The following is a 25,033-nucleotide window of genomic DNA, read 5'->3' as shown; positions in this document are numbered from 1 at the left end:
TTATGCTGTCTCGGAGTCTACTATAAATAGGTTCCCTTCCTCATCCAACGTCACCATAGTTCCCTTCTTCAGTTTCACTAGTCTACTCCTCAACCACTCCTCCACGTTCCTTTGGCCAGCCGAGAGTAGTTGGGAGGCGTAATAGAGATCGTCTGGCTCAACGGTGCTGAAAACGAAAACCCTAGCGGAGTTACTTATAAGCCCCTTAAGGTACTTAATAGACTGGGAAGAGATCACTATCCCCACACCAAACTTCCTCCCCTCCGCCATCAACCTAGTTAGGAGCTGGAGGCCACTCTCTTTAGAGAGTATGAACGGGGCCTCGTCGATGATCAGGAGTTTCCAAAGAGGCCTCGGACCTTGCCTGTACATCAGGCTAACCACTGACCTTATTAAAGTTTCCATTACGACGTATCTCACTTCGTCTGAGGGTAAACCGGACAAATCTATTACACTGCTCTGTAACAACAACTCATCTAGGTCTATTCCTTGGGCGTTGAACGGCCCAGTGGAGAGGAAAGTTACGTATGGAAGCAGGGAGCTCATGTTTCCATCGTCTCTAGCGGTGGCTAATCGTATGACATCCCTGAAGGTGGGAGGTGGAAGACTCCAACTCTCCTTGTCCTCCTCAGTTATACCTTTCTCTTCATATGCCTGTAGAATGAGTTCGGTGAGCGCCATGGACTGGAGGGGACCGAGCGAGAACAGAGATTTTACCATATAGCTAACTTCAATGGCCCTCTGCCTCGGGGAACTTCCTAGCAAAGATAACGGATTCACGGAAACAGATCCACCAGAAATTACATGAAGTCCATGAACACGATGCTCGCCGTGGAGGTCGAAGACTGTGACAGAAACGCTCGTACCCCTGATTATCTGACGGATTAGCGTTGACTTACCAGAACCACTTGTTCCACTCACTGAGAGGTTGTAATTCCTCATGCGCTGCAGGTCGATACAAAATGGATATTCCACTGGAACCCATCTGGGTCTCCATAATCTGCCATGATTATTGTTGAGAATTTCTCCCTTTACTGTTCCCACACAGCTCACACCCCCTCCATTCTCGCTCCACACTCCTTGGCCGGCGAGTGCCAAGGTGAGAGGGATGGAGAACCACGAGAATGAACTTAAGATAACTCCTTGAGGTAGCTCCAATGGCGAGAGTGAGCCTAAGACACTTACAACCAACGCTCCCAGGCCGTAGATCGTTGAACCAAAGAAGATGAAGGTCCCAAGAAGCGCAACCCCAGATAAGAGGACTAAGAGGCTTCTCTTTCCCCTCCACTTCAGGTTAGATATTGTGTTAAAGAAAATGGGATCAGCCAATCCTCCCCACACATACAGAGTCCCTAAGGCTATGACTATGCCAAAGACACCGGCTAGAACGAGGTCTCTGAGACCGAGGGAGTAAAGGAGGAAGTTGGATGAAACGAAATACGAGATCACTTGGGAGAGGGAACCTGTGAGAACAACTGCCATTATCGGGACTAAGAAGTCCAAAACCTCGATAATCAGGAACTTATACGGTATTAGGTAATAGACTACCCCCTCCAAGCCTACTACTCCCACCAGCGCTAAATGCCTCAGGTAATACATCGTTTTATAGACGTCACTCGAACGTTAAAGTGATCATGCTCACAGAATCAGATTTACTGAGGATTCTAAGCGAATTGGGGTTCAGCTCCCCCACCCCTATTCAGCTAAAGGTGTTCCCCCTAGTGGCTCAGAGGAAGAACGTCCTAGTCGTTGCGCCGACTGGATCGGGTAAGACCGAATCGGCTGTTGTACCCATTATGGCCATGATACGTCATTACCAGGCGTCCCCAGTAGCCGCCATTTACATCACCCCTTTGAGGGCACTAAACAGGGATTTGGAGAGCAGGCTAGTGAAAATAGGGATGACACTGGGGCTCAGAGTTATGGTGAGGCACGGTGATTCTTCTCAAACTCAAAGAAGGAAATTAAGACAGACCCCTCCCGAGTTGGTTATAACCACTCCAGAGACACTTAATTACCTTCTTGTGGCCAAGGGAGTGAGGGACGTACTAAGGAACGTCAGGTGGATAGTGATAGATGAAGTCCAAGAGATGATAGATGAGAAGAGAGGAGCTGAGCTGGCTGTAGTGTTAGAGAGAGTGAAGCGCTTGTCGGATTGGAAGGTGCAGGTGGTAGGACTGTCTGCTACGATAGGAGATGAGGAGGCAGCAGCCAGATTCATCGATCCCTTAGGGGAGGCCGTCGTGGCGAAGGTGGACAATCTGAGAGAGATGGACCTGCAAGAGGTCATCCCGAAAGTTACACCTTGGGAAATACAGAGTGGCACAAACAACAACTTGTCCCCGAACTAATTGCTAGACTTAACGTAATGAAAGAACTCATAGAAAAAGAGAGACCTGTTCTCGTTTTCACGAACACTAGAGAGACTGCGGAGTTTTTGGCCACAACGTTGAGCTCCCTGTTTGGGCTCAAGGTGGGCATTCACCACGGGTCATTATCTAAGGAGACGCGAGTCGACGCCGAGTCTAAATTCAAAGCGGGGGAGTTAGATGCTCTCGTAGCGACGTCGAGCCTAGAGTTGGGAATAGATATAGGCTCCATCAATTACGTGATTCAATACATGTCCCCGAGACAGGCCACTAGACTCCTCCAGAGGGTGGGGAGGAGTGGACATAGACTTGACAGGAAACCAAGGGGAGTGATAGTTCCTGGACCCGACACATTTGACGTTTTAGAGTGCAAGGCGATAATTAAAAAGGCAAAAGGAGGGTACCTTGAAAGACCTACATTAGAACCTAACCCCCTTGATGTCGTAGCACATCAAATCGCCGCCATGGTTATAGAGGGGTATAGAAATGAGGAGGAGATATTCAGGGTCATAAGGGGAGCCCAACCCTTTAAGGAGTTAACTTGGGAGGAGTTTAAGGAAGTTGTGAACTTCTTAGACCAAGTCAAGGTGATAAGGAGAAGGAACGGTCTGGAGCCGTCTAGGAGAATATGGAACTACTTTTACGGAACTAATATGATTCCAGACTCCCTAAGGAAGTATGCCATCATTGACGTCGAAACTAACTCCAAGGTGGGGGCACTCGACGAGGAGTTTGCGGCTGTCTTAGGCAACGACGAAGTCTTCGTATTGGCAGGCAAGCTGTGGAGGGTTGTGACTATAGAAAAGGATAGGATATTCGTGGAGAGGACTCAAAGGAAGTCAGGCTTGCTACCTTCATGGTTCGGAGAGACCATACCCGTGGAGAGAGAGGTAGCAAAGGAGGTGTATAGGTTATTGGGAGCTCCAGATGAACTTGACGAAGACACCAAAGAGAAAGTCCTCGATATGCTACACCTAACTAAGAGGCGTGGATTCCCGATCCCCATGGAGGGAAAGCTGGTGGTGGAGATCTTGCGAGACCTGGTTGTGATCCACAGTCCATTCGGTTCACGCGGTAACAACACGTTAGGAGCCTTAATTTCACAGATTTTAACGGAGAGAAAAGGGATAAAGGCCTCCTACAAGGTCGATCCCTACCACATTGCCATAGCCTCGATCATACCTGTAACTAGAGAAGACATCCACGCTATACTCAACGAGCTCCGAAGAGATGAGCGCGAAGTGCTTACGACTATATTGGAGAGAGCTATCGCCGAGTCGCCTCAGTTTAAGTGGAAGATGATAGTTGAGCTCCAAAGGTTCGGAGTCATAGACAGAGACGCCGAAGTAGACGTCAACTCATCTATCCTGAAAGTTTACGTCGACTCGCCAGTTGGTAAAGAGGCCGTCAGGGAGTTACTGTACAGGGACTACGATGTTAGTGTATTAAATGAGTTAAGGGACGTTGAGGACGTCGTAGTAGAAGCTCCTTCTCCCTCGCCTTTTGCAGGAGACTTCTTGGAGAGAATATTCGCTGATGTGTCTGACGAGAGAAGAGGGCTGACAGAATTGATGAAGAGGAGACTCTCGACCAAAGAAGTTAAAGTGATCTGCATAAGCTGTGGCTGGCATGCCGTCTACAGGGCAGGAGAGATACCTGACAAGTGTCCTAAATGTGAATCTGTTTTCCTTTCAGTAACGGATCCTTATGACAATGAGTCTCACAAGTTAGTGAAGAAGGCCCTCAATAATGAAAAATTGAAGAGTGAAGATCTCAGACGTCTGAAGGAACTCAGGAAAGTTGCGTCTCTGACTGTAGACTACGGGAAATACGCAGCCATAGCACTGAGTGCTAGGGGAGTAGGTCCGTCCAACCTCGATAGGGTTCTATCGAAGTTGAGGAGCGGTGGTGAAGACGCCTTCTATCAAGCTATACTTGAGGCTGAAAAGAACTTCTTGAAGTACAAAAGGTACTGGCAAACGTGAAGAGCTCACTTGGAGCTTATCTCCCCTATTACTCTATCCACCATGTCGGCCACGGCCTCAGGACTAACCTTGGCCGTGTTAACAACCAAGTCGAAGGAGCTTAGGTCAGTCGCATCGATCCCGTAGTATTTCTTGAACCTCCTGTAGTGGCTACTCTCTCTCTCAAGTATCTGTCTAAGGGCTTCTACGTAAGTTATTCCGTCCCTCTTGGCTATCCTATTGGCCCTCTCCTGCAGTGGAGCGTTCAAGTAAACTAGGACGTCCGCGATACCAACTAGAAGCCAGCTGTTTATGTGGGACTCAACCACAACGTTGCCCAGAGCTGCTCTCCTAGTAACCGTCTGATCGACAAGTTTGTCTATATCAAAGAGCTTTTCAGCTTCTTTGTTAAGGGACACCACGTCCATGTGAGCCCTAGAGGCCATTTCTCTAAAGATCGCACCTGCTGACAGTAACTCCAAGGAATGGCGAGAAGCCACTATTTTAGCTACAGACGTTTTCCCGCTACCAGGTGGTCCACTTATTGAGATTATCATTAAACGCCTCTCACTCCTGCCCTTATTGCGGCCTCTAAACATCTGTGACAGAGGTAGCCGCCAAAGGGCCTCTCAGGCCTCTTTTCGGTCTTCGCACCTGAATCCCTCACTCCCCTCAGAGGTTTTCCACAAGAAGAGCACCGAGCCAAATTGGACCTAGATCTACTTGACTTCCTGCTCATCATGACGCCTCTGAGGGAGTGCAGTTAATATCTACCTATATAGGTTTGGCTGTCTGAGGGCCAGGGGACTGAAGAGGACGAAGGCCATTATGAAAACGAAGAGGCTCCCTCCTACTAAGAGGTAATGGTGACCTTGAAGCATCGTTATCGCTGGAACGTAGAAAGGGAACCTAACTGGGAAGTTCAAGAGGGATATAACGACGTAAAATAGGACCATATATATGGCTAGAGTGTACATTGTCCTCATGAATGTGTACTTGTAAACTGTTGATTGAGTCTGCTGAATGTCCTTGCTCAACTTCCTCTTCACTCTCTCTTTTCTCTTGACCGAACTGACAACACTCAACCGTTCGTCCAGCTTGTTAAGTTGAGCCAACGCTAAAGCTATTTTCCTTTTAAGATAGAGCCTGTAAAGGAGATAGGAAGAAAAATCTCCTAATATTCCGGCGGCGAGGATCAGAACTAGGTAGAGTAACATTTCACCCTCCCGTTAGGACCTTAACTACTTCAGCCGCTGCCTCCTCCGGGGAACCTTCCCTGTTTATCACTATTTTAACAGAGGCCCCGACTAGAGTGGCTGAGGCCACTGCGAAAGACCTCGCGAACTGCATCACCTCCTCGATCACGCTCTCCTCAGAGTAGTCGAGTCTACTCCTTCCTTGGTCCCTTTTCTGTCTCTCTAAGATTAGAGCAGGAGGTGCTTCTATTAGAAAGATGACGTTGGGCCCGAGGATTTCAATTATGTGCTTCGGGAGCCCAGGTAGATAACCCTGTGGTGTCCTCACGACAGCATGAGTATCGACTAAGCCAACACCCCCCTCCCCCAACGCCTGCGCCTCGTCGTACATTGCCTTTGCTGCCTGAAGTTGTAACTCCTTCTGGATGTTTAGGGGTAGCTTCCTTATTTGATCTCTGTCCTTGACGTAGTTGCCTTCCAACGCCCTTCTCAACATGTAGTCACCGTAGTTCATTATCTTGTACCTGACTCCCCTCTTCGAGAGCAACTCCTCAACCTTCCCCAGTACTGTGGTCTTTCCAACTCCAGGGATACCAGTTACTATGCCTATCGCCATTACTCCTCGCCTATTATTCTCTTCAACAATGGGTACATCTCTATCGACCTCTCGTAGGCCAATAAGCTGTAGTACTGTATAGCAATCGTAACGGCTAGCAATAGACCCACTCCGGTACCGTAAACACCGAGGAGAGTCGCGACAGACCCTATCACTCCCACAATCAAGGAGCTGTAGAAAGTTAAGGGCTTTATGTACTTGGCGAGAAGTCCCTCCAAAGCCCTAGGATTGCTCCTAATGCCCGGGATCTCCACCCCAGATTCTATTAGGTTCTCCGCCTGCGTCCTTGCGTCCAAGCCCGCCACATTGACCCAGAGTACTCCGAACAGGAGGCTCAACACCACAAATATTACGACGTAAATCGCAGCTCCCACTGGATCAACGACTACTGCGTATACGCTGTGGGGGATCGTGGTGTCCGTAGGAGGTGGGAAAATGAAGAGGTTCTCCACTTGCGTTAGAAAGCTACTTGCTGAGGAAGATACGTAAGAGGCCATGGAGGCAAACAATCCTATGTCTGAGGCTAGGACGCTAACGAATATAACTGGTATACTGCTAACGTAGAGGAAGTTGAGGGGTATGGTCCTCCTTATGCCCCGGAGTCTTTGGCTAGTGACTGGAATGTTAATGTTTATGGCAGTTAAGTAAACTAATAAGATTATAAGCACTATCGTAGAGAGGAAACCTACTAGGTCTGGCTGGAAGGGCTTCGTAACGTCCACTATCAAGTTGGCTAGCCCAGCACCGCTCGCTAGAGAGGACACCAGAGAAGGGAAGAAACCTACGGGTAGGTTCTGGGATTGCACGGCAGCTATCCCAAACATGTCCCAGAACATTATCTTGGCCACGCCCGCCAAAATGAACAGACTGACTCCTGAACCTAGGCCCCATCCTTTCTGGATCATTTCGTCCAAAAGAAGTATAACAAAGGTGGAAAGGATAAGCTGTCCAGCTACTATGAACATTAGATTCAGATCTCCGCTGTGAATAGTCAAGACGTAACCGAAGAGAAACGACTCAAGGAGTATGAAAACGAAGGCGAGACCCTTCTGAGACGTGGTGAACTTGGACCTATCGTCCGTGTCATTTAGGTCCATATCTATCAGCTTTGAGCCCACCAAGATCTGCATGATTAACCCTGCTGTGATTATTGGACCTATGCCCAGCTGGGCTAACGTTCCTGCGGTGGACGCAAAGACTACCTGCTCCAAAAGGAAATTGTTGAAGGAGCTAGAAGTTATTCCGTAAAGAGGAACGGAGGCCATTAGTAGGTATATTATCACTCCTAGTCCACTGAAGAGAAGCTTAGCAGTGAGAGACGGCTTCTCCTTAGGTTTAGTTACGGCGGGCAAGTACTGCCCAAGCGTTGCTAACGCTTCAATAAGACCCATCTAGCTCAGATAGGCCTTACTGGCCGGAGTTTAAAATAACTTCTGCTCCGGCTCCTTCTATCTTGGACCTCGCCCTCTCGGTAATAGCACCAACCTTTATTGCGATTCCGCCTGCGTAGAAGTCTCCACCGGATATAACCTTGTCAATTCCGTGCTCCGATAAATCCAACAATTTCTTCCCACCTTCCTCCTTGAACTTGAACCTCCCTGACTCTATACCAGCCTGTAAGTCCTTCAATGTTATCGCATGTACGGGTACCGTAGTGGGATTCTTGAATCCGTGTTTACCGTACCACCTCGGAGCAAACTTAACTACCCACGACCACTTGTGCTTTCCCATACCTATCTGTCTACCGCTCTCACTTCCCCTATCCCTGTGCTGGCCCACTTTTCCCCAACCTACAGTCCTGCTGCCCCTCTTACTCCTGCTTTTCTTCTCCTTCCTTATCACCATTTCGGCTCAACCTCACATCATTCTTATGAGAAGTTCGTTGATGGCCTTTCCTCTGTAACCGAATTCGCCACGGGCCTTGTAAGGTCTAGATATCTTGCCCTTAAAGCCTCCACTTGGTGGGTGCAGCCTAACCGGTAACTTTACCAGACCAGAAGCATCTCCTTCCACTTTACCTTCCCTAATATTAGTTAGGACCTTCTCGAGCTCCTCCTTACTTAATTGCCTAGCTAAAGACTTAGACACCATTTGCCTAAATACCTCCTCATCCAGCTCTCCCCACGTGACGTATGGTTCCACCACCTTCAGCAGTCCCTTCACGGCCGGTGTCGAGCCAACGAATGTAGCATTGAAGGTCCTGTGCAGTCTCAACTCACTTAGAGCCAGTTGTATCTTCCAGGGCGTCCCCGCCACTCCCCTTATCCTGACAACTCCCAATAGTTCCACGTTCATCTCCTCCTCGCCCAGTCAGTTATCGTGACGAACTTAAAGGTATTATATAGAGCGTTATAGCCGGCCTTTATCATATTCTCCCTCGTTCTTGTTTCTCCCCTGGTGGAGGACCACGTATCCTTTATTCCCGCGTAGTTCAACAAGGTCTTCAGAGGCCCTCCCACCACGAGCCCCGTTCCATCTGGGGCCGGAAGTAGCTCAACCTCTACGCTCCCTGCCTTGCCCCTGACCCTAAATGGGAGGCTGTGGGATTGTCCGCAGGTGCACTCCCAGCTTCCGCACCCCCTCCTGACAGGAATAACATTCAGCTTGGCGTCCCTAATTGCTTTCTGTATAGCTACTCTGACCTGCTTGGCCTTGCCTGAGCCTATTGCCACGTAGCCATCAAAGTTTCCCATTATTATCAGGACCTTATACCTGGATATCTCGCCCGCGTCGGTCTGCCTTTGAACTATGTCTATGTCCATCACCTCGTATCTCAAGTTGGGGAGCAACGCATCAACTATCTCTGGCTCCAGTATTGTCAAGTTTCTTTCAAATATTTCCCTTATGGAACTTATTTTTCCTTCCTTGACGAGCTTCCCAACCGTGGTCTTCGGCAACCATTCCTCCACGTTAGTTACAGGTACTTCCTCTCCCATCACTCACTCGCCTCGCTTAGTTTATTTAAAACTTCCTTGAAGTGAGAGGGAAGGTCCTTAGGGTTGAGTCCTCTCTCAAAGTACTTGGAGAAGACTCTCTTGAACCTCTCTGGGTCTTGTTGCTCTAACATTTCAGCATACTTAGCAACGTGTTCTCCTCTGAGCCTACCCTCGTCTACCTCGAGGTTCATGGGAACCGTAAGCCCAGAATCAATGACTCCCTTTGTCGCTATAAAGAGCCTTGAACCCTTAGCAGGTACCCTGTTGCCGATGTCGAGTACGGCCTCCTTCACTCCGGCCTTGATGGCCCTCTTTCCAAGGAGAAAACCAGTCAGATAGGCCGCGGTCGAGTTGTTGAGATCGCCCTTCCAGCCATATTTCTTAGCCAACTCGAACGAAGAGGCGCTCGCCACAGTGAGGTCCCCCTTGGGGTCGAATTTCTGTAGACTCACTAGGATAGCCTTGTTAGTAAACCTCACCACTAACCTATCAACTCCCGATACCACATAAGTGTACCTTCTGTAGTAGTTAGTCTTTCCCTCTCGACGTCTTCTCTGCTTTAACTTGTAATTGGGACCCTGTTTCACTTCACGTCACCTCCTTGAGGTAGCCCGAAGAAACGAGAGATCTCCTCACATCTGCCACGCTCTTAAAAACCCCTCCCTTCGACTTATCGTAGTAGTCCCTATAGACCTCCCTAGGTATCCTGCCGTTGTCCCTCAACCACCTCAAGTAACGCCTAACCTTTCTTATAGTGGAGACCCATCTTTCCTTTTTGCCTTCCCTGCGCTTTCCCTTTCGACTTCCAGGACCTTTCCTCTCACTCTTCTTTCTCTGCTTCTCCTTACGTTCCTTAAGCCTCGCAGATGATATTCCTCTCTTCTTTTCAACTACTATAACGCCGTCCTTTATCAGCCTCTTTACTTGGGCCCTAGTTAAGGCATCCTCAATTTCCTCGAGTTGTGAGACGGGAAACTTGATCCTGTTCCTTCCAACACCCTTCACTTGGGAAGCCAATCTCCTCTGTAACCTCATCACTACTCACCCGTTGGTTACCCTCAAGCCATATTCCTTGGCCTTATTAAGCAAAACTATCCTCTTCCTTAACCCTAACGAACCTGCTAGCACCACGATCACCTTCCCTGAGCTATCCTTAATTGACTCTAGTTCCCTCTCGTTACTGACCTTAACTATTCTCAACCCAGTGGGATGAAGATCTCTAATTATTACAGGGGTTCTGTAGCCAGGATCTGGGCTAGGGGGATATCCCTTTAGCCTCAGCCTCATCCCGTTGTCTAGCCCTCGTGGTTTCCTCCAAGTGTCTCTTCGCCCTATTCTAAAGTACTCGTCCCAATCGAAACGTCTGAAGGTGGGGCCCTTAATGCGCCTAGCCTTAAGTTTCCTCAAGTAGTCGATTTCCTCACTCACTCTTACTCACCCTTACTCGTTATATATATCCCATCGCCGAATATTCTCTTGTCGAATCCCCTTATCTTAGAGGCTTGCTCTATGTTGGCGGCCGTCTGTGCAACCCTCTCCAAGTCGCTTCCCTCCACTACTATTTCATCTCCCTTCACAGTCACCTTCACTCCCTCTAGGATAGAGGCCTTCCTGACGTTCTTCTCACCTATCAGGTTGGTTATCTGAACCACGTCCTTTACCACCTTTACGCTCATAGGAAAGTGAGTCTGAAGTACCTTTAGTTTGTACACATAGCCCTCAGAAGCTCCTCTGAACATATTCTTAACGTGTGATATTACAGAATAGAAGAGGGCTTTCTTCCTCTTGTCAAGAAATGTAGCTTCGAAGATCACTTTGTTACCATCAAGTCGAATTTCAATCCCTTTAGCGAAGCTGAAGTCCCTAGTTATCTCCCCCTTACTTCCCTTCACCCTGAGAACTTTTCCCTCAAGGTGAACGGCCACGTTCTGCGGAATTTGAACCTCTTCCTTTACGTAAGCTAACTGCATCGACATCACCTCAATACACGTAACCCAGCGCAACTCCCCCTATTCTAAGGCGAGCTGCCTCCTTGTGAGACATAACTCCCTTAGAGGTGGATACAATTATGATACCTATTTCCTTAGAGGGGAGATACTTCCTGACGTAAGTTGGTAGGTTTATCATGTCTCTATAGGTTAGGGGATAACGAGGAGTCACAGGCCCACACTTGTTTATGCGCCCTTGAAGCTGCACAACTATTTTCCCCCACCTCCCATCGTCTACCTGCTCTACCTCACCTACGTAGCCCTCTTTCTGCATCGCCCTCAACACGTTTATGATAAGCTTAGAAGCCGGAGATATCACTGCCTGCCTATTTCTTCTAGACTCGTTGTTGTAGAGCGAAGTTAACGCATTTGCTACCGGATTTATCACGACCATCCTTTCACCTCAACTTCTTGAAACCAACAGAATACGCCACTTCCCTAAAACACTGCCTACAGAGGTACAGGTTGTACTTCTGGATTACGCTATCCCTGCTCCCGCACCTCCTGCAAGCTTGGACCCCCTTCCCGTATTTTCTCTCAACAGGTGGTTTGTACTTGGCCACTTTACGACACCTCAACACCTAGCTCTTTCTTGAAGAACTCTATGGCTTCCTCTCTGTTAACCCTGTGCCTCCTTGGAATTTTGGAAGGCTTTGCTCTTCTCCTCATAACCCTATAACCCGGCCTCTCCATGGTTACTGCAATATCCATGCCGAATATACCTACCTCCGGATCGTATCTAGTACCTGGAAGCAGAGTATGCTCAGCTATACCGAAGGAGAAGTTTCCGTAATCGTCGAAACTAGAGCTCTTGACTTTGTTCCCTAAGGCCTCTAGGGCCCTCCTAAGAAATTCCATTCCCTTCTTCCCTCTTAAGGTGACTTTAACGCCTATTGAGGTACCTTTCCTCACGCCGAAGTCCCTTATGCTCCTCTTGGCCTTCGTCATAACGGGTTTAGATTGAGTGAGCTCCTCTAATAGAGAAAAGGCTCTGTTGAGCCTTTCTCCAGGCTCTCCTATCCCTATGTTCACAGTTACTTTCACTATCCTTATTCTCCTCATCGGATTTTCCTGAACCAATTGCTCAGTCATGTCAATCTAGCCTCACGTCTGGAGACTTTCCACCTATAGCCATGATGTTTATCACCCTCGTCTGGAAGGAGTCCTTATTGCTTGACTCCACCGTGACTAGGGAGTCCCTCTTTGACTTGAACGGTGATGTCCTTATTTCGCTTATCCTTCCGTGTAGGCCGACGTTCCTTCCAGCCACGGCCACTGCGTAGCTCCCCTCCTTCAGCTCGAACTTGGTGATCACCGAACCGTCTTCCAAGTTTAGCTTAAGTGTAGTGAACGTGTCGACCTGCAACTCGGTCCTATACTTTTCCATAGAGGTCCTTATGTTCCTACCGTCCTCTAGATTTATCTGAATCATGGACTTATTTGTCATTACCTTTCCGATCACCCTGACGTACTTGAACCTTGCCTCCTCACCTGAGATGGGTATCAGCTTCAGGTATTTGATCGGATCTGGGACCACCCTGTAATGTTGGCCGGCTGAAGGAAAGGAAATGATGTCCATGAGGCCTATCGGAAACTTGTAGTCCTTGATCGCTCTCCCGTCAACCAACACTGCACCAGCAGCTATTAACTTCCGCGCCTCGGTCATAGTGGAAGCCACCTTAAGTGAGTCCCTGAGGACTGAACCCAAAGGTATGCTTCTTGAGGCTGAATGAGGGCCTGGGGAAGTCCTAACGTACCACTTACTCTCCTTCTTACCCACAGGAACGAACTTAGGCGCGGCATGCCTTGTCCTGTATGTACTATTGCCCATTTTCGCCAAAGAGTCTCACCTTTTTAGCTACCATTCTGAGCCTCACTTCTCATAAAAAGCTTCCGTTGCTCCGCCTTCCTTTCAATGCTCTTCCTCCTCAACGGATCACTCATGTCGAGTTTAGTAACCACTAAGTTGGAGGCCCTGATCTTTACGAAAACCGGTGTCCCATCGACTTTCTTCCTCGTAAGCCCTTCGATCATTACGAATCCCGACTTAGTGTCGACGGAGTTTACCTTTCCTTCGAAGCCAACGTTGGTTCCCCTTAACACCTTCACGGTATCTCCCTTCCTTACCTTTATTCTAGATATGCCATATTGGTTAGATAGCTCATCTGACACCTTAGCCGTCAACAACTTCGTCCTCAAATGTTTGGGAGAAGTGTAGAGTAGTTTCCTCTGCTTCCTAGGAGAACTGGAGTTCATCTCGAATCACCTATACTATTATGGTGGCCAAACTGGATATCTTGGGCCACCTTTCTGCTGCCTCTCTGGCTACTGGGCCCCTTATTTCCGAACCTTTTGGTGTACCGTCAGGATTAACTATTACCACCGCGTTGTCCTCAAAGGACATCCAAGTACCATCAGGCCTCCTGAAAGGCATTCTCTGCCTTATTACTACTGCCTTAAACTTCTGCTTTCTTACATCTGGAGTCCCCCTTCTCACCGACACCATTACTAAGTCAGCTATATTGGCGAAAGGTACTCTCCTGAGGACTCCTCTATATCCATATATTCCGATCACCTTTGCTAGCTTGGCCCCGCTGTTGTCTGCAACGACCACCATTGAGTTGTGCTGTATTGCTGGAGTATACCCTTTCCTCGCTCCCAACATCTGCATTTTCTCGGGCATCGTCTCACCTCTTCCCTAGGACCACGAAGGATACTGACTTGGCGAGTGGCCTCGTTTCCCCTATTATCACTCTATCTCCCTCTCTCACTTCCAGACAGTCTGGAACCCTCACGTGTATCTTACTCCTCCTTCTCTCGTATCGTTTGTACTTCTTGTTATAATATGTGTAGGTTCTTTGCACGGTTCCGAACCTGGTGCCTCTCATCTTTATCAGACTTCCCTCTATGAAAGTTCCTCTCACCTTCAGGTGTCCGTGAAATGGACAGAGGACATCCTCACATATTTTCGAGGGCTGCGCGACTCCAGGCACGCCCACTTTTCTAACTCCTAGACTCAATTTCTACATCTCCTCCTAACAATTCTGTTCGAAATCTTCGACTGAAGAGAAGCGCCATCTATCTTCAGCCGAGAGTGGCCATCCTCTAGGACAAAAAATCCAGGATATTTCATTAATGTCTTAGTGTGGCCGTTAGCAAGGACTCTGAAGGTTCGTTCACCTTCCCATATCACTGTACCCTGAACTCCTCTCAAAGTCGGGTCGCTATGACCCAAGACTTCCAACCACTTTCCGTTAAAGTCACAACCTTTCATTTCTTCCCCTCTTTTTAGCCAACACACTTTCTATCCTCGCTATATCCTTTCTAACATTCCTTATCGACGAGGTCTCCTTTAGCGAACCCATTCTGGCTTGAGCCCTAAGCCTCACCTGTTGAAGGACAAGATCTTCCATCCTCTTCTTCAGTTCCTCAGGTGGGAGCTGCTCCAGTTCACTGACTTTCAGTGGCACTTTGGCTCGCACCTCCTTCCTCTATGAACTTAACGTTGGTTACAGTCACACCTCCTTCCTCTTTGCTTTCTACTTTAACTTCCTCTGGGCTCTTGGGCAGAATCTTGTCCACGGACCTAACCGGCTTAGTTATTACCACTTCAACACCAAATATACCAGGCTTAAGTAGCGCTGTTGCGATTGCCCTATCTACTACGGTGTCCAACTGACCCCCTGTCTTGTAAACCTGACCTTCCTTCAATTTCTCATACCTCGCCCTCTCAGTAGTTAGCTTCCCGCTCACAACTATCTCGGCACCTACTGCACCAGCCCCCATTATCTTCCTCATTGTTATGAACGAAGCCCTCCTGAATTGGAATCCTTTCTCCAGATTCTGGGCTAGTCTGAATGCCATAATCCTAGCGTTGAGCTCGGGCTTCTCCACGTTGACGACAGTTATTTGAGGATTCTCCAATTTGAAATATCTCTCCAGGACTTGAGAGAGCTGCTTTATGCTCTTACCGCCCTTTCCTATTATCATTGCCGGGCGGCCGGCGTATATTATCACCCTGGTTCCCATTGGCGTCTTTGCTATCTCTACCCCAGAGTACTCTGCCCTATAGAACTGCTTCGCTAAATACTCGTCCACCATTGTCTTAGTGATCGCCCTTTGTAGGAAGTACTGCTTTATCTTAACCATACTATTCTACCTCCGCCGCCACCACCTCTAAGGTGCTGGTTCTCTTGTACTTCTTGGTCGATCTGCCGAACGCTCTAGGCATGTATCTCTTCATGACTATCCCTTTGTGCACAGCTACGTGAACCAGTTTCAAGGAGTCAGCGTCTAGCCCCTTCCCTGCGGCGTTGGCCTCAACGTTAGTAAGTAATTTGTTTAATTCCCTCGCTACCTTGACGGGGTATCTCCCGCTCTTAACCCCCCACCTCTGGTTGAGACCGCTTTTGTGGGAGGTCCTCTTGTTGTATCTATAATAAGGTATTGGTGTTCTCTTCGCAATCACTTCCTCTAAGAACTTTTTCGCCTCACTCAACTTCATTCCCCTAATGGCCTTACAGACATTGTAAGCATCCTTAGGAGATATACTGAGATCTCTTCCTACCGCTTTAGCCAGCTTAAACTCATCTATTCCTAGGTCAGGGTATGTCCACTCTGGCATCTTTCATCCCTTCATAGCTAAGAATAGACTGGACCTAGTTGCCTTCAGTCCAGGCTCTCCGTGTTCCACCTTCTTTATGGGTGAGGAGAATTCCCCTAGATAGTGTCCTATCATCTCTGGAGACACCACGAATTCCACGAATTCCTTACCATTGTGGACTGCGAACTTCAATCCAACCATCTCAGGTAATATCACCATGTCCCTCACGTGAGTCCTGATGGACTTTCCCTGCTTAGGGTCTCTCCTATATGTCCTTATTTTCTCTAGGAGATTCCTTTGCTGCTCAGTGAATCCCCTCTTCAGGGATCTCCTCTTTCTTGACGGTAGCATCTTTATGAATTCGTCCATTGGCATGGCCATTAACTCATCGATCGTCTTACCTCTGTACTTGAACTTACGCCACTCAGGTGGAATGTCAGGCACCACTCTCTCCCACCTTCCTTCCTGTCCTCTTCGCTGCTATGTGGCCCACCTTCCTCCCAGGCGGGGCATTCCGACTCACTGTACTTGACCTACTAACGCTAGGGTGAAGACCTCCTCCATGAGGATGAGAAACAACATTCATCGCAACTCCCCTAACTGTGGGCCACTTTTTAGCTTTGTTCTTGTACTTGTAGTAGGACGCCCCTGCCTTAAGGAGCGGTTTCTCTGAGGCACCTCCTCCAGCCACAACTCCCACAGTGGCTCTAGCGTCTTCACTTACCTCCATAACTTTGCCTGAAGGCAGACGTAAAATTACTTTAGTTCCACTCCTCCCAACAACCACGGCGTATCCACCAGCCGACCTAGCCAACTTCCCCCATCTCCGTTTACTATCTCTATGTTGCAGAGGTTCGTCCCTTCCTGGACGTCTCCTACCCTGACGATATTACCGGAGCTCGCTTTAGCACCGAAACCAAACTCGATCCTCTGTCCCACATGGGTTCCCATTACCGCTTGGTTAAAGAAGGTCAAACCGTTATCTAGCCTTATCAAAGCTATCGGAGCGTTCATTCCAGGGGCATGGACTATGTCCTCCACCTTCCCATTCATCTTTTCGTTGATCCGTGGATATCTTACAGCTCCAATTCTATGGGCTTCGGGAGTAACAAAGGTAGGAGTACCTCTTCCTGCCCTCTGCTGTCTTAACTTCTTCCCCACTCCTCACTCACCTCACAATACTCCTAACTTCCCGGCCACCTCGCTGGCCTTGAACTCCTTCTTCAACTTAATGTAGGCCTTCTTCTCCCCAGTCGGGGTGATCAAGAGTCGAACCTTTTCAACCTTCACATTGAAGAGGGACTCGACTTCTTTCTTGACTTCTCCCTTAGTGGCCTTTCTATCAACTAGTAAGGTGATGGAGTTTTCTTTCTCGATCAACCTTATTGCCTTTTCCGTGTTGAGCCCACTTCTTATGAGACTCACTGGAGGCCACCCCCTAATCGCTGTGTTAGTTTACTTAAAGCTGACTCTGTGTAGACTGTCAACCTGCCTGGTTGTCCTCCTGGCGCTAGGTGTATGACCCCTACTACCCTTGCGCTAACTACGTCCACTCCAGGGACGTTTCTTAAGGAACGCCTCAACGGAGCATCGTCTTTTCCGATCACAACTAGTATACTCTTAGGACATACGTACCTTCTACCGCGCATCTTACCTTTACCTGCTCGGATTTTTATTCCATCCTTAGCCCTGTTAAGATCCTCCTTCAGTCCCAGTTCCTCTAACACTTCTAGCGCCTCCACAGTGGTTCTCATACCCTCGAAGTCATCCCTTATAACTATAGGTAATACGTCTCCAGAGAACTTATGACCCCTAGCTCTCACCGAGGACAAGTCAGAGGTCGCACTTAGCGCGGAAATAAGAGCCAACCTGACCTCTTTCCTGTTCACATTTTCGGCCAACTCCTTCCTCGGCGTAGGAGGAAAGGCAAGCCTTCCACCAACCGTGTTAGGAGCTAGGGCACCCTCTCCACTACCGCTTACTCTCGGAATTCTAGCCATTCCTAAGTTGATTCCAAAGCTCGAAGCTGGTGTCCTCCTCCCTGCCATGGGATCCCTTCCCTTGGGTTGTAGTTTTTTCGTTAGAGAGGAGATATAAACCCTCCTTATTATGTCCTTCCTGACCGGGAAGGAAAATAGGTTAGGAAGCTTAACCTCCCCTACCTTGGATCCCTGTAGATCGTAAAGGGGAACAGATTTCTCTACTGTTTCCAACCAAGTCAAATTCCAACACCCTGCTTACTTAGAGTACTTACGTAGGTGAACTGCGGAATCGATCTAGGTTCCCAAGTGGGTCTAATCGGGTAACGCATGAAGATCGGCCTCTTCTTGGTTCCTATAACACTACCTTCAATTAATACGTACCAGTTCCTGACAAGACCGTAACTAATGAAGCCGCCCTTGGGGTTCACTTCCTCCACGTTGTTAGATATTTTTAGGATCCTCTTGTTGAACTCCGTCCTCCTGAAGTAGCCGAGTTGTCCAGGTTGGGGAGTATAACTGGGAGTTCCTGGCGATGGTCCCCTAGTTCCTACCTTTCTGCTCCCTTTCCTGTGTTTGTGCCACCTCGGCAGCTCCATCACACCGAACCTCTTTATCGCACCCTGAAATCCCTTGCCTTTACTCACTCCTATCAAATCCACCAGTTGCCCTTCTTTAAGGACGTCCTTAACTTCCAATGGTTTTCCCAACAAGCTAAGCACGTAGTCTAACTGAGCTTTTAGCTGTCCTCCGGTCACCTGGATCTCAACCACATCAGGTCTCTTCTTGCCGAGTCCTGGAACCAATCTAGGTTGAGTGGCTGCTACTACCCTCAATACTTTCATTCTCTCTAACTTAGAAGAAAGCTCGTCTAAGGACTCTCTCGCGCGTGTCTCGGAGTAATTAAAGGAGAATATCTTCCTCTTAATGTCAAGCTCCTTAGGTGGCTTTATCCAGTACTCCGTCAAGGCTTGTAACTCCCCTCTTCCATCGATGGTATATCCCCTCACAGCCAACGGGATCAAAGGTGGGGTCTCTATAACAGTCACGGGAACGAATATCTCCTTTCCTAGATTTGGGGAATTAGGCCTATCATCTATCATGAACACGTGCGTCATACCTGCCTTATAACCAACGAAACCCAACAACAATGGGGAATCCGCCTTCACCGTCGGCCACGACTTAGGCGACGGCAACAACTCATTACTCCTCTTCCTAGGTCTAAGGCCTGACGAACCTCTCCTCGGCGAGGACAGCTTCCTATGACCCATTAGCCTCTCCTCTTTCGGCTCACCACGTGGAGAAGCCTTAAAAAACTATTGGAGGATAACATTTAGAATGGAGAGAGAGGCCCACAAGGCTTCTTCTGTTCTCACATCTTTGACGCCCTGTTCAGGCAAGAAGTTGTAGCAAAGTCCTCTCCATCCACTCTCTTTAAGAAGTCCTCCTTGAGGGGGCCCGAGGAATAATGTGAGCCCCTCTCTCTCAAATATTTCGACTAACCTATCGGAGTCCAGCAGTGGGTTTCCGCAACTCCTAGAACCTAATACCAAGCCTGGCAGTTTAATCAATTCCTGAAACTTTAGGAATTTGACCCGCGGACCGAGATATACCAAATCCTTCACAGGACGAAACTTTAGTCTTAGGGAATCTGTGACAACGTAGAGCCCAGGCTCCTTCTTGAATCTCTTCCCTACTCCAAAGTCCACGCGGTTTCCTGACTTAACCCCTAGCCTCACCTCTCCTTCTACTGGTACAGCCCTATCTGGGTGTGTGGGAACTTGGATGGGATCCATGAGAGCCGCGTTGGATAGGTCAGGTGTCAGCGGAAAGTACCTTTTAGAATAAGGTGGAGAAAGGGCGTAATCTATCATCAGCCTGACTTTCCTTCGCTTCGACTCATCGTTAATATCATCCACCCACATAAGCTCCGAGACCCTGAAGGCAGCGGCCGCCCTAAGCACCTGACTCAATTTACATGACAAGGAGGGACCAGTTCCCTTCACCAGGGGAGAAGATAGAGGAAGCGCAACGGAAAGCCTGCCCCTTCTGGGAGGAGCGAAAAACAAATTCATTCACGCCCTAGAAATTCCTATAATGAAGGTCTCTCCCTCAATGTCCCACTCCATTACTAGCTCTCCAGCGGCCTCACCTAGTGTCACCTCTATGCTACGAGTCTCCGACTTAACGTACTCAGTCCACCTCTTCAAGGCCTCCATTCTTTCATGTGGTGGAGTTATGCTCAGTTTTATGTTATCCTCCACGTTGAGAGCTAGTTTCTTTCTCATAAACTGCACCCTCCTGACAACGTCTCTTATTATGCCCTCTTCTTCTTCTTCTTGACTCACCTGCGAACTTAAGGCCACCGCACCACCATCAAACTCCGCGTAAACTAGCCCCGCAGCTAGCTCCTCCCCTATCCTCACGTGGTCCCTAGTTACCAGGTACCTGACTCCGTTCAGTTCTACTTCGTGACTTCCGAACTTCACGATGTCCTCAGCCACTTTGTAAGGGTTGGACTCTATGTAAGTTACGAGCTCCTTGGCCTTAGTCCTGAAGTCCCTTCCTAAGGTAGAAGGATTGGGATGGGCCTTCAACTTAACTACGTCCATCTGATCGCTAACTATCTCTATCTCCCTCACGTTGAGAGTTGACTTAACTATGTCCTCGACTTCTCTCAGCTTATCTAAGGCCGTCCTGTCCGTGAGGAAGACTAGAGCCTTCTTGAGTGGCCACCTGAGTTTGAGTTTGCCCTTTGCCCTAGCGTTGAGGCCCGCCTCAGCGATCTCCCTAGCCAGAGCTATAGACTCTTCTAAGTTCCTGTCGATATATCGTTCCTCCACCTCTGGAGACGTTTCCATGCTTACAGAGGGGAGCGGATCTGGAACGAACTCCCTATAGATCTTCTCCGTTACGTAGGGAGTCACGACCGATGCGAGAATCAACCACCCCCTGAGCACCTTGTAGAGGACCGCATACATAATCAGTTTGTCCTTATCCTGTCCCTCGACCCATGCTCTCTTTCTAGCTAACCTAAGGTAGAACCTACTGACGTCCTCCACTAAGAAGTCGAAGAGCCTATTCACTGCTTCATGCACTTTGTACTGTTCCATGTCTGAGTAGAACTCCTTGAGCATACTGTTATACCTAGAAACTATCCATCTATCCTCCTTTCTAGTTAGCTCGCTTGGGTCCATTTTGACCTGAGTCGGGTCGAATGAGTCTAACGACATGTAGACGGAAGCGAACACAAAGGTATTCCATACCACCTGCAGCTGCCTCTTGGCCAACTCTAGTGATTTGAAAGAGAACTTCACGTCCTCCCATACTATGTTCTTAAGTAGCCACAATCTCAGGACGTCCCTACCGAAAGTAGACGTCACGGCAGAGGGCTCGACATAGTTACCTAGGCTCTTATGCATTTCCCTACCTTGCTCGTCTAACATGAAACCGTGTACCAGAACGTTCCGATATGGAGAAGTACCTGTAAGAATAACTCCAGATCTAAGGAGACTGAAGAACCAACCCCTAAGCTGATCCGTTCCCTCGAGTATCAGGTCGGCCTTATCGCTCTCCGCCCACTCTCCTTGTGCGTAGAAGGCCACACTGCTGTCGAACCATACATCCGCGACGTCGGGAACTCTCGTCGCCTCACCGCCACACTTAGGACACTTCAATCTGACCTCGTCTATCCAAGGTCTGTGAAGCTCTTTAGGGTGAAATGAGGATAACGACGCAAGCTCTGAGGCGTCACCAACCACGATCAGATGGCCACAATCATTACATTCCCATATAGGTAAAGGGTTCCCCCAGAATCTCTGTCTACTTATTACCCAATCTCTCAGTTCGTCCAAGAAGTTGGACATCCTTACTTTAGCCCAAGAAGGTATCCAGTTAACCTTTCCAGTTTCGTCCTTAAGTTGTTCCTTCAGCTTCGTCACTTTTATGAACCACTGTTTGGTCGCTCTCAGCAAGACCGGCGTATGACATCTCCAGCAGGTGGGGTAGTTGTGGTGAATGTGTGAGGAATGGAACAAAGCTCCAACGGACCTGAGATCTGAAAGCACTATTTCTGAGGCCTCCCTAGCCTGGATCCCAGCATACTTACCCGCATCACTTGTCATCGTGCCGTCCTCGTTCACCAACATGATCACGGGGGCGCCTATCTTAAGACCCTGTTCGTAGTCCTCTGCCCCATGCCCTGGGGCTGAGTGAACTAGTCCAGTTCCTTCATCCATCGAGACGCTTACTCCAGCGTCTATTACGAAGTGAAACTGCTCTGCTTTAGCTTGGGCCGGAACTACGTCACCAAGTGGATGGACGTATTTGACGCCAACCAATTCCTTTCCACTGAACCTCCTTACTACAACGTAGTTGCTTACGCCGGCCTCTTTCATTACGGGCTCAACTCTGGCAGAGGCGATGATCAGTCTGTCCTTGCCCACTCTCACCTCGGCGTACTCCTGCTCCCCATTAATCATCACGAACACGTTAGCTGGTATAGTCCAGGGCGTAGTTGTCCATATGAGAAGCGAGAGATCCTGTTCTCCTACTACCTTAAACTTAACGTAAATTGAGGGGTCCTTGAGTTCCTTGTACTCTGTCTCGTAGTCAGCCAAGGTGGTTTGGCAACGTGGACACCAGCTTACTACGTGCAGGCTCCTTTCCAGAAGTCCCTTCTCGTGGGCTGCCTTTATCACCCTCCAAGACCTGCTTATGAATTCGTCCGACAGAGTCATGTAAGGGTTTTCCCAGTCCATGAAGACACCAACGTCCCTGAAGGCCACGCTGAGGGACGCGGCGTTCTCCTTAGCAAATTCGGAGCAAGCGCTCACGAACCGCTCTACACCTATCTTCTCCACAATCTCAGTCTTGGTCTTTATGCCGAGCTTTCTCTCCATTGCCACTTCAATAGGTAAGCCGTGACAATCGTAGCCTGGCCTATCCCATACGTTGAGACCTCTCAGTCTCATAAATCTCAGGATCGAGTCCTTCAGTACCTTGTTCCATACCGTCCCTATGTGAGGCACAGGAGAAGAAGTGTAAGGTGGGCCGTCCAAGAAGAGGAAGCGTTTGGCCCTCTTGGAGCTGACTGTCTTCAGTTTGCGGTATATCTGTTCCCTTTCCCAATACTCTGAAACCTGCCTCTCGATTTCAAGAGGATCGAACTTGTTCGAAAGCGAACCTACGGCCTTCCCAGATAATTTAAACCACCGATTTCCCATCTCGACAGGAGTAACTATAAGATTGATGCCTTAACAAACAAAACGAGAACCGTAAGCCGATGATGACGGGTGCAAGCGATGAAAAGGATGATTCGTCAAACTAGGAACTGAGCGATTTCGTTAGCCATGTCTGCGAGGGACGCTGAACCACCAACGTCTGGGGTGAGTTTCCTCCCAGACGAGTAAACTCGCAAGATCGCCTCCCTAAGCGATATGGAGGCTTTTAGAAACCGATGATCGTTCCCTAGGTTTCCTATGTGCTCCAACATCATACCAACAGAAAGCAGAAACGCGGTTGGATTGGCGACTCCCTTTCCAGCTATATCGAAGGCTGCACCGTGAACGGGCTCGAAAAGGGACTTCCTCTCTCCCAAGTTAGCAGAGGGTGCTATACCCAAACTGCCCGCTATCTGACTCGCTTCATCACTCAGAATGTCACCATAAACGTTGGTAGTCACTATGACGTCGAAGGCTTGTGGTTTCCTCACAAGATTGGCAGCGGCCGCGTCAACATACATTTCCTCGAGCTGGACGTCTGTGCCTTTGAGGGACCTGCAGGCCGATGCAAACAGACCGTCAGTAACCTTCATGACGTTAGCTTTGTGAACACACGTCACTTTCCTTCTCCTTGTCCTAGCCATGTCAGCTGCGAACTTGACTATCCTTTCTGACGCCTTCCTAGAGACGATCTTGAGGGCAACAGCGACGTCGTCTGCTACCATCTGCTCCACACCCTTATACAGGTCCTCAGTGTTCTCCCTCACTACTACGAGGTCAACTCCCTCAAATTTAGAGGCCAAACCCGGTATACTGAATGCGGGCCTAACGTTTGCGTACATATCGTACATCTGCCTTAACCTCACTATTACGTCCTTGGCCGTCTCTCCCACTGGACCCTTCAGAACCACATCAGCTTTCTCTATCTCCTTAAGGGATTCCTGAGGCAGGGGATCCCCTCGTCTACGAAGAGCTCCGTCCCCGGCCTCAACATCCACGAACTCGAGCCCAAGCTTGTAGGAGCGATTCAGCTTCTCTATTACGGGAAGAGAGGCTTCCACCACCTCCGGGCCCACACCGTCTCCTCTAATCAAGGCTATCCTCACTGCCAAATCTCCCACTTCTTCTACGCACGACTTCTCTTATTTCCTTTTCTAACTTCTCCACCAAAGGCCTCAACTGAGGAGACAATCTACTTGTGGTTTCCAATTCATACTTCATAACGGGCAGCATTAATCTGAACATATGCTCGTCGAAAATCTCCAGCCTAGTAGAGTGTACTAGAAGATCTATAAATAAAGAATCCCCCCTACTATATGCAGAGGGAAGTGAGGTGGAGACTAGTTCACCTACGGAAAGAACGAAAGTTGGTGGATTTCCTCCCTCCTCGCTGCTTGTTGCGAGCAGAGAGGTGGTGCCAGGTAAGTAAGGGATCCCTTGTATGAAATGAGACGGAATATCCTCCCCTGCTAACCATCTGAAGAATGCCTCTGGACTGGAAGTTACGTTTATCGTGCACTTGGGATTGAGCCTGAGGTTAGACAAAGTGAGGGTCCCCTCATATACTTTAATCCTTAAGCTCTCTCCCTCTCTTCTGATACCGATGGGGGAAAGGTTGGGCCTAACGCCGGTGGTACCGAGAAGGATCTCGAAGATCCCATCATGAGGAAATATTTTGTCTAGATATTCGTTTCTCATACGATAAATATGGACAGTCAACCAAAAGGAATTTCTGACTTAATGGAGGTTCCTCCAGGCTCTAAGGCGGAAGCAAGGCTGGTGAGGGAAATAAGGAAATTGTGGGAAGATTGGGACGAAGTCAGGGAGAGGAGCGTCCCAGTAGTAGGGTGGGAAGAAGAGGAAGCATCATTGATATGTGAAGGAGGGAAGTTAGAAGTTAAGTCAGCACCCATGTCTCCTTCTTTCGAGGGGAAGATCGCTGAGTCTGAAATCAGAAGGATCAAACTAAGCCAGAGAGAAATCGAATGGCTGCGCCCAAGCGGGTTGGACGGCGAAATTGTCGTTATTGGGTTAGAAGAGGGGCTAGCCCGTCTCCCGGTATACAATTGTCCTCCTCTAGGAACTTTCCCCTGTCCCCCTTTCCTCAGCCTATTCTATTTACTCAAGAAAAGGAGCTAGATAAGTTAATAGGTAGGTGTG

Annotated in this window: 35 protein-coding genes and 1 pseudogene; 3 read left to right on the top strand and 33 right to left on the bottom strand. The window is 48.8% G+C overall.

Annotation, left to right across the window (positions count from 1 at the left end; genetic code table 11):
* The gene (locus HS1genome_RS01630) at nucleotides 1-1,599 is read right to left on the bottom strand and encodes an ATP-binding protein (RefSeq protein ID WP_126449229.1); all 1,599 of its coding nucleotides are present in this window, start codon (nucleotides 1,597-1,599) and stop codon (nucleotides 1-3) included.
* A 35-nt stretch (nucleotides 1,600-1,634) separates the two neighbouring features.
* Here HS1genome_RS01630 and HS1genome_RS12410 point away from each other — a divergent pair, with 35 nt between their 5' ends.
* Nucleotides 1,635-2,351, top strand: a complete 717-nt coding sequence (locus tag HS1genome_RS12410; RefSeq protein ID WP_232018772.1) for a DEAD/DEAH box helicase — start codon at nucleotides 1,635-1,637, stop codon at nucleotides 2,349-2,351.
* Nucleotides 2,306-4,354: a helicase-related protein gene (locus HS1genome_RS01625; RefSeq protein WP_232018771.1), complete on the top strand. Its 2,049-nt coding sequence runs from the start codon at nucleotides 2,306-2,308 to the stop codon at nucleotides 4,352-4,354. The genes HS1genome_RS12410 and HS1genome_RS01625 overlap by 46 nt, the downstream gene beginning before the upstream one ends.
* 5 nt (nucleotides 4,355-4,359) lie before the next feature.
* Here the strand turns inward: HS1genome_RS01625 and cmk are convergent, their stop codons facing one another.
* The 32 genes and pseudogenes from cmk to HS1genome_RS01465 all read right to left on the bottom strand — a co-directional run bounded on the left by cmk (nucleotide 4,360) and on the right by HS1genome_RS01465 (nucleotide 24,571).
* Nucleotides 4,360-4,890 carry a (d)CMP kinase gene (gene cmk, locus HS1genome_RS01620; protein WP_126449228.1) on the bottom strand — a complete coding sequence of 177 codons (531 nt, stop codon included), beginning with the start codon at nucleotides 4,888-4,890 and terminating at the stop codon, nucleotides 4,360-4,362.
* On the bottom strand, nucleotides 4,890-5,072 hold the full coding sequence (locus tag HS1genome_RS13270; RefSeq protein WP_373286765.1) for a hypothetical protein: 183 nt from the start codon (nucleotides 5,070-5,072) through the stop codon (nucleotides 4,890-4,892). The genes cmk and HS1genome_RS13270 overlap by 1 nt, the downstream gene beginning before the upstream one ends.
* 31 nt (nucleotides 5,073-5,103) lie before the next feature.
* Entirely contained in the window at nucleotides 5,104-5,550 is a 447-nt protein-coding gene (locus tag HS1genome_RS01610; protein WP_126449226.1) for a hypothetical protein, read from the bottom strand.
* 1 nt (nucleotide 5,551) lies between these two features.
* Nucleotides 5,552-6,145 carry an adenylate kinase gene (locus tag HS1genome_RS01605; protein WP_126449225.1) on the bottom strand — a complete coding sequence of 198 codons (594 nt, stop codon included), beginning with the start codon at nucleotides 6,143-6,145 and terminating at the stop codon, nucleotides 5,552-5,554.
* Nucleotides 6,145-7,536 (bottom strand): preprotein translocase subunit SecY, encoded by a 1,392-nt coding sequence (gene secY, locus HS1genome_RS01600; protein ID WP_126449224.1) that lies wholly within the window; start codon nucleotides 7,534-7,536, stop codon nucleotides 6,145-6,147. Before secY ends, HS1genome_RS01605 begins: the two co-directional genes overlap by 1 nt.
* A 16-nt stretch (nucleotides 7,537-7,552) precedes the next feature.
* Nucleotides 7,553-7,990: an uL15 family ribosomal protein gene (locus tag HS1genome_RS01595; protein WP_126449223.1), complete on the bottom strand. Its 438-nt coding sequence runs from the start codon at nucleotides 7,988-7,990 to the stop codon at nucleotides 7,553-7,555.
* A gap of 12 nt (nucleotides 7,991-8,002) precedes the next feature.
* On the bottom strand, nucleotides 8,003-8,434 hold the full coding sequence (locus tag HS1genome_RS01590; RefSeq protein ID WP_373286764.1) for an uL30 family ribosomal protein: 432 nt from the start codon (nucleotides 8,432-8,434) through the stop codon (nucleotides 8,003-8,005).
* Nucleotides 8,435-8,436: 2 nt separating this feature from the next.
* Nucleotides 8,437-9,081 (bottom strand): 30S ribosomal protein S5, encoded by a 645-nt coding sequence (locus HS1genome_RS01585; protein WP_126449221.1) that lies wholly within the window; start codon nucleotides 9,079-9,081, stop codon nucleotides 8,437-8,439.
* On the bottom strand, nucleotides 9,081-9,668 hold the full coding sequence (locus HS1genome_RS01580; protein ID WP_126449220.1) for a 50S ribosomal protein L18: 588 nt from the start codon (nucleotides 9,666-9,668) through the stop codon (nucleotides 9,081-9,083). Before HS1genome_RS01580 ends, HS1genome_RS01585 begins: the two co-directional genes overlap by 1 nt.
* A 1-nt stretch (nucleotide 9,669) precedes the next feature.
* Entirely contained in the window at nucleotides 9,670-10,116 is a 447-nt protein-coding gene (locus HS1genome_RS01575) for a 50S ribosomal protein L19e (protein ID WP_126449219.1), read from the bottom strand.
* Between the two features lie 6 nt (nucleotides 10,117-10,122).
* Entirely contained in the window at nucleotides 10,123-10,509 is a 387-nt protein-coding gene (locus HS1genome_RS01570; protein WP_126449218.1) for an eL32 family ribosomal protein, read from the bottom strand.
* A 2-nt stretch (nucleotides 10,510-10,511) separates the two neighbouring features.
* Complete coding sequence (locus HS1genome_RS01565; protein ID WP_126449217.1) at nucleotides 10,512-11,051, bottom strand: 50S ribosomal protein L6; 540 nt, start codon at nucleotides 11,049-11,051, stop codon at nucleotides 10,512-10,514.
* 10 nt (nucleotides 11,052-11,061) lie between these two features.
* Complete coding sequence (locus HS1genome_RS01560; protein WP_126449216.1) at nucleotides 11,062-11,463, bottom strand: 30S ribosomal protein S8; 402 nt, start codon at nucleotides 11,461-11,463, stop codon at nucleotides 11,062-11,064.
* A gap of 4 nt (nucleotides 11,464-11,467) precedes the next feature.
* On the bottom strand, nucleotides 11,468-11,632 hold the full coding sequence (locus HS1genome_RS01555; protein WP_126449215.1) for a 30S ribosomal protein S14: 165 nt from the start codon (nucleotides 11,630-11,632) through the stop codon (nucleotides 11,468-11,470).
* A gap of 1 nt (nucleotide 11,633) precedes the next feature.
* A complete protein-coding gene (locus HS1genome_RS01550) occupies nucleotides 11,634-12,161 on the bottom strand; it encodes a 50S ribosomal protein L5 (RefSeq protein ID WP_126449214.1) in 528 nt (175 codons plus the stop codon).
* Between the two features lies 1 nt (nucleotide 12,162).
* The gene (locus HS1genome_RS01545) at nucleotides 12,163-12,900 is read right to left on the bottom strand and encodes a 30S ribosomal protein S4e (RefSeq protein ID WP_229768141.1); all 738 of its coding nucleotides are present in this window, start codon (nucleotides 12,898-12,900) and stop codon (nucleotides 12,163-12,165) included.
* Between the two features lie 23 nt (nucleotides 12,901-12,923).
* Nucleotides 12,924-13,325: a 50S ribosomal protein L24 gene (gene rplX, locus HS1genome_RS01540; protein WP_126449212.1), complete on the bottom strand. Its 402-nt coding sequence runs from the start codon at nucleotides 13,323-13,325 to the stop codon at nucleotides 12,924-12,926.
* Nucleotides 13,326-13,335: 10 nt separating this feature from the next.
* The gene (locus tag HS1genome_RS01535) at nucleotides 13,336-13,752 is read right to left on the bottom strand and encodes a 50S ribosomal protein L14 (protein WP_126449211.1); all 417 of its coding nucleotides are present in this window, start codon (nucleotides 13,750-13,752) and stop codon (nucleotides 13,336-13,338) included.
* Nucleotides 13,753-13,756: 4 nt separating this feature from the next.
* Entirely contained in the window at nucleotides 13,757-14,089 is a 333-nt protein-coding gene (locus HS1genome_RS01530; protein WP_126449210.1) for a 30S ribosomal protein S17, read from the bottom strand.
* Entirely contained in the window at nucleotides 14,086-14,343 is a 258-nt protein-coding gene (locus tag HS1genome_RS13265; RefSeq protein ID WP_126449209.1) for a ribonuclease P protein subunit, read from the bottom strand. The genes HS1genome_RS01530 and HS1genome_RS13265 overlap by 4 nt, the downstream gene beginning before the upstream one ends.
* Complete coding sequence (gene rpmC / locus HS1genome_RS01520; protein ID WP_126449208.1) at nucleotides 14,330-14,539, bottom strand: 50S ribosomal protein L29; 210 nt, start codon at nucleotides 14,537-14,539, stop codon at nucleotides 14,330-14,332. The genes HS1genome_RS13265 and rpmC overlap by 14 nt, the downstream gene beginning before the upstream one ends.
* Complete coding sequence (locus HS1genome_RS01515; RefSeq protein ID WP_126449207.1) at nucleotides 14,520-15,218, bottom strand: 30S ribosomal protein S3; 699 nt, start codon at nucleotides 15,216-15,218, stop codon at nucleotides 14,520-14,522. The genes rpmC and HS1genome_RS01515 overlap by 20 nt, the downstream gene beginning before the upstream one ends.
* 1 nt (nucleotide 15,219) lies before the next feature.
* Nucleotides 15,220-15,693, bottom strand: coding sequence for a 50S ribosomal protein L22 (locus tag HS1genome_RS01510; protein WP_126449206.1), 474 nt, complete (start codon nucleotides 15,691-15,693; stop codon nucleotides 15,220-15,222).
* Between the two features lie 3 nt (nucleotides 15,694-15,696).
* Nucleotides 15,697-16,119 (bottom strand): 30S ribosomal protein S19, encoded by a 423-nt coding sequence (locus HS1genome_RS01505; protein ID WP_126449205.1) that lies wholly within the window; start codon nucleotides 16,117-16,119, stop codon nucleotides 15,697-15,699.
* A pseudogene (locus HS1genome_RS01500) lies at nucleotides 16,109-16,833 on the bottom strand (50S ribosomal protein L2). The gene HS1genome_RS01505 and the pseudogene HS1genome_RS01500 overlap by 11 nt, the downstream one beginning before the upstream one ends.
* A gap of 12 nt (nucleotides 16,834-16,845) precedes the next feature.
* Complete coding sequence (locus tag HS1genome_RS01495) at nucleotides 16,846-17,097, bottom strand: 50S ribosomal protein L23 (RefSeq protein WP_126449204.1); 252 nt, start codon at nucleotides 17,095-17,097, stop codon at nucleotides 16,846-16,848.
* Nucleotides 17,094-17,894 carry a 50S ribosomal protein L4 gene (gene rpl4p / locus HS1genome_RS01490; RefSeq protein WP_126449203.1) on the bottom strand — a complete coding sequence of 267 codons (801 nt, stop codon included), beginning with the start codon at nucleotides 17,892-17,894 and terminating at the stop codon, nucleotides 17,094-17,096. Before rpl4p ends, HS1genome_RS01495 begins: the two co-directional genes overlap by 4 nt.
* The gene (locus HS1genome_RS01485) at nucleotides 17,891-18,922 is read right to left on the bottom strand and encodes a 50S ribosomal protein L3 (protein WP_126449202.1); all 1,032 of its coding nucleotides are present in this window, start codon (nucleotides 18,920-18,922) and stop codon (nucleotides 17,891-17,893) included. Before HS1genome_RS01485 ends, rpl4p begins: the two co-directional genes overlap by 4 nt.
* Nucleotides 18,923-18,967: 45 nt before the next feature.
* Entirely contained in the window at nucleotides 18,968-19,726 is a 759-nt protein-coding gene (locus HS1genome_RS01480) for a putative RNA uridine N3 methyltransferase (protein ID WP_126449201.1), read from the bottom strand.
* The gene (gene ileS / locus HS1genome_RS01475) at nucleotides 19,727-22,876 is read right to left on the bottom strand and encodes an isoleucine--tRNA ligase (RefSeq protein WP_126449200.1); all 3,150 of its coding nucleotides are present in this window, start codon (nucleotides 22,874-22,876) and stop codon (nucleotides 19,727-19,729) included. It abuts the gene before it with no gap.
* A 95-nt stretch (nucleotides 22,877-22,971) separates the two neighbouring features.
* Nucleotides 22,972-23,985 (bottom strand): isocitrate/isopropylmalate dehydrogenase family protein, encoded by a 1,014-nt coding sequence (locus tag HS1genome_RS01470; RefSeq protein WP_126449199.1) that lies wholly within the window; start codon nucleotides 23,983-23,985, stop codon nucleotides 22,972-22,974.
* On the bottom strand, nucleotides 23,960-24,571 hold the full coding sequence (locus HS1genome_RS01465; protein WP_126449198.1) for a DUF447 domain-containing protein: 612 nt from the start codon (nucleotides 24,569-24,571) through the stop codon (nucleotides 23,960-23,962). Before HS1genome_RS01465 ends, HS1genome_RS01470 begins: the two co-directional genes overlap by 26 nt.
* Before the next feature lie 9 nt (nucleotides 24,572-24,580).
* Between HS1genome_RS01465 and HS1genome_RS01460 the strand changes: the two genes are divergently transcribed.
* Nucleotides 24,581-25,012 (top strand): hypothetical protein, encoded by a 432-nt coding sequence (locus HS1genome_RS01460; RefSeq protein WP_126449197.1) that lies wholly within the window; start codon nucleotides 24,581-24,583, stop codon nucleotides 25,010-25,012.
* Nucleotides 25,013-25,033: the final 21 nt, after the last annotated feature.

The organism is Sulfodiicoccus acidiphilus (assembly GCF_003967175.1).
GTDB classification, from domain to species: domain Archaea; phylum Thermoproteota; class Thermoprotei_A; order Sulfolobales; family Sulfolobaceae; genus Sulfodiicoccus; species Sulfodiicoccus acidiphilus.
This window is presented reverse-complemented; position numbering and strand designations above follow the sequence as displayed.

Excerpts from the sequence above, each read along its gene's own strand:
- HS1genome_RS01630 (WP_126449229.1), bottom strand. The coding sequence starts at position 1,599 with ATGTATTACCTGAGGCATTTAGCGCTGGTGGGAGTAGTAGGCTTGGAG.
- HS1genome_RS12410 (WP_232018772.1), top strand. The coding sequence starts at position 1,635 with ATGCTCACAGAATCAGATTTACTGAGGATTCTAAGCGAATTGGGGTTC.
- cmk (WP_126449228.1), bottom strand. The coding sequence starts at position 4,890 with ATGATAATCTCAATAAGTGGACCACCTGGTAGCGGGAAAACGTCTGTA.
- HS1genome_RS13270 (WP_373286765.1), bottom strand. The coding sequence starts at position 5,072 with ATGAGCAGGAAGTCAAGTAGATCTAGGTCCAATTTGGCTCGGTGCTCT.
- HS1genome_RS01610 (WP_126449226.1), bottom strand. The coding sequence starts at position 5,550 with ATGTTACTCTACCTAGTTCTGATCCTCGCCGCCGGAATATTAGGAGAT.
- HS1genome_RS01605 (WP_126449225.1), bottom strand. The coding sequence starts at position 6,145 with ATGGCGATAGGCATAGTAACTGGTATCCCTGGAGTTGGAAAGACCACA.
- secY (WP_126449224.1), bottom strand. The coding sequence starts at position 7,536 with ATGGGTCTTATTGAAGCGTTAGCAACGCTTGGGCAGTACTTGCCCGCC.
- HS1genome_RS01595 (WP_126449223.1), bottom strand. The coding sequence starts at position 7,990 with ATGGTGATAAGGAAGGAGAAGAAAAGCAGGAGTAAGAGGGGCAGCAGG.
- HS1genome_RS01585 (WP_126449221.1), bottom strand. The coding sequence starts at position 9,081 with ATGGGAGAGGAAGTACCTGTAACTAACGTGGAGGAATGGTTGCCGAAG.
- HS1genome_RS01575 (WP_126449219.1), bottom strand. The coding sequence starts at position 10,116 with ATGAGGTTACAGAGGAGATTGGCTTCCCAAGTGAAGGGTGTTGGAAGG.
- HS1genome_RS01565 (WP_126449217.1), bottom strand. The coding sequence starts at position 11,051 with ATGCAGTTAGCTTACGTAAAGGAAGAGGTTCAAATTCCGCAGAACGTG.
- HS1genome_RS01560 (WP_126449216.1), bottom strand. The coding sequence starts at position 11,463 with ATGGTCGTGATAAATCCGGTAGCAAATGCGTTAACTTCGCTCTACAAC.
- HS1genome_RS01550 (WP_126449214.1), bottom strand. The coding sequence starts at position 12,161 with ATGACTGAGCAATTGGTTCAGGAAAATCCGATGAGGAGAATAAGGATA.
- HS1genome_RS01545 (WP_229768141.1), bottom strand. The coding sequence starts at position 12,900 with ATGGGCAATAGTACATACAGGACAAGGCATGCCGCGCCTAAGTTCGTT.
- rplX (WP_126449212.1), bottom strand. The coding sequence starts at position 13,325 with ATGAACTCCAGTTCTCCTAGGAAGCAGAGGAAACTACTCTACACTTCT.
- HS1genome_RS01535 (WP_126449211.1), bottom strand. The coding sequence starts at position 13,752 with ATGCCCGAGAAAATGCAGATGTTGGGAGCGAGGAAAGGGTATACTCCA.
- HS1genome_RS13265 (WP_126449209.1), bottom strand. The coding sequence starts at position 14,343 with ATGAAAGGTTGTGACTTTAACGGAAAGTGGTTGGAAGTCTTGGGTCAT.
- HS1genome_RS01515 (WP_126449207.1), bottom strand. The coding sequence starts at position 15,218 with ATGGTTAAGATAAAGCAGTACTTCCTACAAAGGGCGATCACTAAGACA.
- HS1genome_RS01510 (WP_126449206.1), bottom strand. The coding sequence starts at position 15,693 with ATGCCAGAGTGGACATACCCTGACCTAGGAATAGATGAGTTTAAGCTG.
- HS1genome_RS01485 (WP_126449202.1), bottom strand. The coding sequence starts at position 18,922 with ATGGGTCATAGGAAGCTGTCCTCGCCGAGGAGAGGTTCGTCAGGCCTT.
- HS1genome_RS01480 (WP_126449201.1), bottom strand. The coding sequence starts at position 19,726 with ATGAATTTGTTTTTCGCTCCTCCCAGAAGGGGCAGGCTTTCCGTTGCG.
- ileS (WP_126449200.1), bottom strand. The coding sequence starts at position 22,876 with ATGGGAAATCGGTGGTTTAAATTATCTGGGAAGGCCGTAGGTTCGCTT.
- HS1genome_RS01465 (WP_126449198.1), bottom strand. The coding sequence starts at position 24,571 with ATGAGAAACGAATATCTAGACAAAATATTTCCTCATGATGGGATCTTC.
- HS1genome_RS01460 (WP_126449197.1), top strand. The coding sequence starts at position 24,581 with ATGGACAGTCAACCAAAAGGAATTTCTGACTTAATGGAGGTTCCTCCA.